Genomic DNA, 3,327 nt, shown 5'->3' on the forward strand with positions numbered 1-3,327 from the left:
ACGTGCTGACCAGCGCGTACGCCAGGTTGGGGTTCGATGCCCTGGGCGATGAGGCGTTCAAGGCGCTGGTGCTGGCGCGGATCGTGGAACCCACGAGCAAGGCCGACTCGCTGCGGGTGCTGGACGAGCTCGGTGTGCCGCACGCGTCGCTGCGCACGATGTTCCGGTGCCTGGCCCGGGCCCAGGAACGCGGCTACCGCGACCAGGTCGCCGCGGCGTGCTTCGCCCACGCCGCCGGGCACGGGGACCTGTCGCTGGTCCTGTACGACGTAACCACCCTCTACTTCGAGGCCGAGCAGGAGGACGAGCTGCGCAAGGTCGGCTATTCGAAGGAGCGGCGCGTGGACCCGCAGGTCGTCGTGGGGCTGCTCGTGGACCGTGCCGGGTTCCCGCTGGAGGTGGGGTGCTTCGAGGGCAACAAGGCCGAGACCGCCACGATCCTGCCGATCATCGAGCAGTTCCAGCAGCGCCACAACCTGGCCGACATCGTGGTGGTCGCCGACGCGGGCATGCTCTCCTCATCGAACCTCAAGGAGCTGGATGCGGCCGGGTTGCGGTTCATCGTCGGCTCGCGGGTCACCAAGGCCCCCGGCGACCTCGCTTCTCATTTCCGGTGGCACGGGGATGCGTTCACCGACGGACAGATCATCGACACCATCACTCCACGGGTGGCCACCACCAAGGCGGCCTCGGTCAACGACGTCACCAAGCGCGCCGAACCCGTGTGGGACCCCGCGGTGCACGATCGGTCGTGGCGGGCGGTATGGGCGTACTCCGTCAAGCGCGCCGCACGGGACCGGGCCACCCTCACCCTGCAGGAGAACCGCGCCAAGGCGGTCATCGCCGGCGAGAAGCCAGCCCGCACACCGCGGTTCGTGAAGACGGTGAACGGCTCGACGCGCCTGGACGAGGACGCCCTGACCCGCGCCCGCAGCCTGGCCGGGCTGAAGGGCTACGTCACCAACCTGCCCGTCACGACCATGCCCGCAGCGGAGGTGATCGCCTCCTACCACTCGTTGTGGCAGGTCGAGGCCTCGTTCCGGATGAGCAAGACCGACCTGCGGGCCAGGCCCATGTTCCACCACGACCGCGATGCCATCGAGGCCCACCTCACCATCGTCGTCACCGCCCTGGCCGTCGCCCGTCACCTGCAGGATCAGACCGGGATGAGCATCAAGAAGATCGTCCAGGCCCTACGCCCGCTGCAACAGGTCACCGTCGTCATCGCCGGTCACCCCCACGTCGCCGCCGACCCGCTGACCGGCACCGCCAGCGAGATCCTCACCGCCACCGGCACCGAATGGCCAACACACTAAATTGGCACGACTCGGGTGGTGGGCGCGTCGGCGACGAAGCCCTTCAAGACGGTGGTGGCGGCAGGCAGGTCCACCGCTTGGAGGTGGTTGAAAACGTGGCGTCGCACACTGGCCAGGTGGGTGGGCCAGGCCTGGGACAACCGCTTCAGCCCGGACTCGGTGAGCACCGCGCTCCGGGACCGCCCGTCGATCCCGGAGCGTTCCCGGCACACCAGGCCCTGGTCCTCCAGCCGGTGGATGATGCGGGTCATGCCGCTCAGTGACAGGGCGCAGGCCCCGGCCAGCTCTCCCATGCTGAGCTGCCGCTCCGGCGCCTCCGAGAGGTGCATCAACACGGTGTACTCATTCATCGACATCGCCTGCTCCCGCACCAGATCCGCATCCAGCACCCGCGGCACGGTGAGCATCGCCTGCGTCAGGGCACGCAGGAAACCCTCCTCCTGGGGAGTCAGCGGAACAGGCTGGCCCGGGTTCTGAGTGTTCACCTTCGCCACAATACTTGTCGCGCGAAGTACCACACCCTATATTTGTTTGATGTGACAAGTAGTTGGTTAGTCTGGAGGCCCGGTCATGACCCGCATCGGCATCATCCTCGGCAGCACCCGCCCCCACCGCAACGGTGAGCAGGTCGCCGCCTGGGTCCTCGAACACGCCGCCCAGCGCGAGGACACAGCGTTCGAGCTCATCGACCTGCGAGATCATCCGCTGCCACACCTGGACGAGCCCCTTCCGCCCTCAGCCGGGGCCTACCAGCACGAGCACACCCGCCAGTGGGCGGCCACGATCGAGCGTTTCGACGGGTTTGTCATCGTCACCCCGGAGTACAACCACAGCGTGCCCGGGGTGCTGAAGAACGCGTTGGACTACCTCTACGCCGAGTGGGCCAATAAGGCCGTGGGTTTCGTCTCCTACGGGGCGGCCGGTGGTGTGCGGGCCGTGGAGCACCTGCGCCAGATTGCCGGGGAACTGCAGATGGCCGATGTGCGCGCCCAGGTGGCGCTGTCACTGCGCACCGACTTCGAGCACTACACCACCTTCATCCCCCACGAGCACCACCAGCGGTCCCTGGCCACGCTGCTGGATCAGGTCACCGCCTGGGCCACCGCCCTGGCCCCGCTGCGGGTGCCGCTCACCGCCTGAGCGGGCACCCTCCGGACCGGACGATAGGTAATGCGGAGGGTGTGGAGCCGTTCCTGGCTTCGCTGTTCACGGGTCGGCCAGCGGCTGCCTGGCCGCACCTCGGACCTGGGCTGGGTCCACCCCTTGGGTAAGCCAGATCAGAGGTCATCTCATCGTGCATCAGCCTTCTCGGGACTGCCGCACGAATAGGTGACGTCACCTATTCGTGCGGCAGTCCCCTACCCCTGGGAGGCCGCCTGGGTTTCCCTTCGTCCTGGAAGCCCGTTCTGGGGTCGTCTCACGGGCGATGTGCCGCTGGGACGGTGCCGGGTAGCTTCGTCCCGGCGGAGGAAGGCGGCGGGGGTGTCTTCTTTTGGGGGCGTTCACGTGGCCGTCGCGCACCCTTCTAAGCTCAAGCCATGTCCGCTCAGCCGGTGCTCATCGTGATCGCCACCCTGGCGTTGGCCATCGCCGTCCTGTGGCCGATCGCGGCTGCCGCACGGTACCGCCGGCGCAGAGCCCAGCTCCTGCAACACGGCCAGCACAACGTCCCGCTGCGAACGGACCCACCCGTTGCCGGACCCTTTGTGCTGACCGTGGTGGGACTGGCTGTGATGGTAGCCGCCATCATCTTCTAGCCCACCGTGACATCGCCACCATTGGAGAATGACCCGGCGCTGATGCGCCGCTAGGTGGTATTTGATGTGGCGTGCCCGCCTCCAACGGGGCCCATCTGTAGAGCAACGGCGATGGAGCCCGCTCCGGGTTCTGATGTGCACAGCACAACCAACGACCGTCTCTGGTCGGCCCTGAGACGATGATCGCACCCCGAACTCAGCACGCACGATGCCGGTGAGGGACGATGAACCGTCACGGCTTCTCTGCCGTCTTC

Annotated in this window: 4 protein-coding genes; 3 read left to right on the forward strand and 1 reads right to left on the reverse strand. The window is 67.4% G+C overall.

The window, feature by feature from the left end:
• The coding region (locus E7Z53_RS19760) for an IS1634 family transposase (protein ID WP_176338685.1) at positions 1-1,316 on the forward strand (1,316 nt) is incomplete at its 5' end.
• Here the strand turns inward: E7Z53_RS19760 and E7Z53_RS19765 are convergent.
• Positions 1,313-1,810, reverse strand: coding sequence for a MarR family winged helix-turn-helix transcriptional regulator (locus E7Z53_RS19765; RefSeq protein ID WP_217905983.1), 498 nt, complete (start codon positions 1,808-1,810; stop codon positions 1,313-1,315). The two genes, E7Z53_RS19760 and E7Z53_RS19765, sit on opposite strands and share 4 nt — an antisense overlap.
• Before the next feature lie 76 nt (positions 1,811-1,886).
• Between E7Z53_RS19765 and E7Z53_RS19770 the strand changes: the two genes are divergently transcribed.
• Positions 1,887-2,456: an NADPH-dependent FMN reductase gene (locus tag E7Z53_RS19770; RefSeq protein WP_095651703.1), complete on the forward strand. Its 570-nt coding sequence runs from the start codon at positions 1,887-1,889 to the stop codon at positions 2,454-2,456.
• A gap of 398 nt (positions 2,457-2,854) precedes the next feature.
• Positions 2,855-3,073: a hypothetical protein gene (locus E7Z53_RS19775; protein ID WP_095651704.1), complete on the forward strand. Its 219-nt coding sequence runs from the start codon at positions 2,855-2,857 to the stop codon at positions 3,071-3,073.
• Positions 3,074-3,327 lie beyond the last annotated feature (254 nt).

The organism is Kocuria salina, assembly GCF_013368965.1.
GTDB classification, from domain to species: Bacteria; Actinomycetota; Actinomycetes; order Actinomycetales; family Micrococcaceae; genus Kocuria; species Kocuria rosea.

What these genes read in the sequence shown, in the direction of transcription:
- E7Z53_RS19775 (WP_095651704.1), top strand. Translation starts at nt 2,855, where the DNA reads ATGTCCGCTCAGCCGGTGCTCATCGTGATCGCCACCCTGGCGTTGGCC.
- E7Z53_RS19770 (WP_095651703.1), top strand. Translation starts at nt 1,887, where the DNA reads ATGACCCGCATCGGCATCATCCTCGGCAGCACCCGCCCCCACCGCAAC.